General features: G+C 68.7%; 1 protein-coding gene. It reads left to right on the forward strand.

From position 1 onward, the window contains the following. Positions 1-90 precede the first annotated feature (90 nt). Entirely contained in the window at positions 91-1,209 is a 1,119-nt protein-coding gene (locus tag ACZ6O2_RS36545) for an IS630 family transposase (protein ID WP_466026226.1), read from the forward strand. The last annotated feature ends 36 nt before the right edge of the window (positions 1,210-1,245 follow it).

Here is a 1,245-nt window from a genome sequence, read left to right on the forward strand (position 1 = left end):
CTAGTGCCGTGACCACGAACGTTCACGGTGTTGGTTGACACGCCGCGCGGCCTGTCGGCCGGGCGGCGTTGTGCCGGTCAGGCTGTGGCGGTGGCAGATCTTGTACGCGTGCGGCGGCTCAGTGATCAGGAAGGTCAGCAGCTGCTAAAAATCACCCGCCGGGGAACCGGCTCGGCGATCCGACTGCGACGGGCGATGGTCGTGCTCGCCTCGGCCGGCGGGAACACGGTGCCGGCTATCGCCCGCCTCGTCCAGGCCGACGAGGACACGATCCGGCAGGTCATCCACCGGTTCAACGAGATGGGGATGGCCAGCCTGGACCCTCAGTGGGCGGGTGGCCGTCCCCGCCAGATCAGTCCTGACGAAGAGCAGTTCATCGTCGAGACGGCCAACACCCGCCCCGAGAAGCTGGGGCGACCGTTCACCCGGTGGAGCATCCGCAAACTCGCCGACCATCTGGGCTCGCATGCCGTCCGGAGAATCCGCATCGGGCGTGAGCGACTGCGGCAGATCCTGCACCGACACAAGCTCACGTTCCAGCGGACCAAGACGTGGAAGGAGTCCACCGACCCGCACCGGGACGCCAAACTCGCCCGCATCGAGTACGTCACCAGCCACTTCCCGCAACGGGTGTTCGCCTTCGACGAGTTCGGGCCCCTGGTCATCCGCCCACAGGCTGGGGCCGGGTGGGCGCCCGCGGGCCATCCGCACCGGCTGCCCGCGAACTACCACAAGCTGCACGGCGTCCGGCAGTTCCACGGCTGCTACTCCGTCGGCGACGACCAGCTCTGGGGCGTCGTCCGACGCCGTAAGAGCGCCGCGAACACCCTGGCCGCCCTCAAGTCGATCCGCGCCGCGCGTCCAGACGGGGCGCCGATCTACGTCATCCTGGACAACCTGTCCGCGCACAAAGGCCGCAAGATCCGGGCGTGGGCGGCCCGCAACAAGGTCGAGCTCTGCTTCACCCCGACCTACGCCTCCTGGGCCAACCCGATCGAGGCCCAGTTCGGGCCACTACGCACCTTCGTGATCGCCGGCTCGAACCACCCCAACCACACCGTCCTGGCCCGGAAACTGCAGGCCTACCTGCGCTGGCGCAACGCCAACGCCCGCCACCCCGACGTCCTGGCCGCCCAACGCCGCGAACGCGCCCGCATCCGCAGCGAACGACAACGACGCTGGGGCCAACCCACCACCCACGCAGCCTGATCCCAACACCGCGAACGTTCGTGGTCACGGCACTAG

Source organism: Micromonospora sp. NPDC048040 (assembly GCF_055587185.1).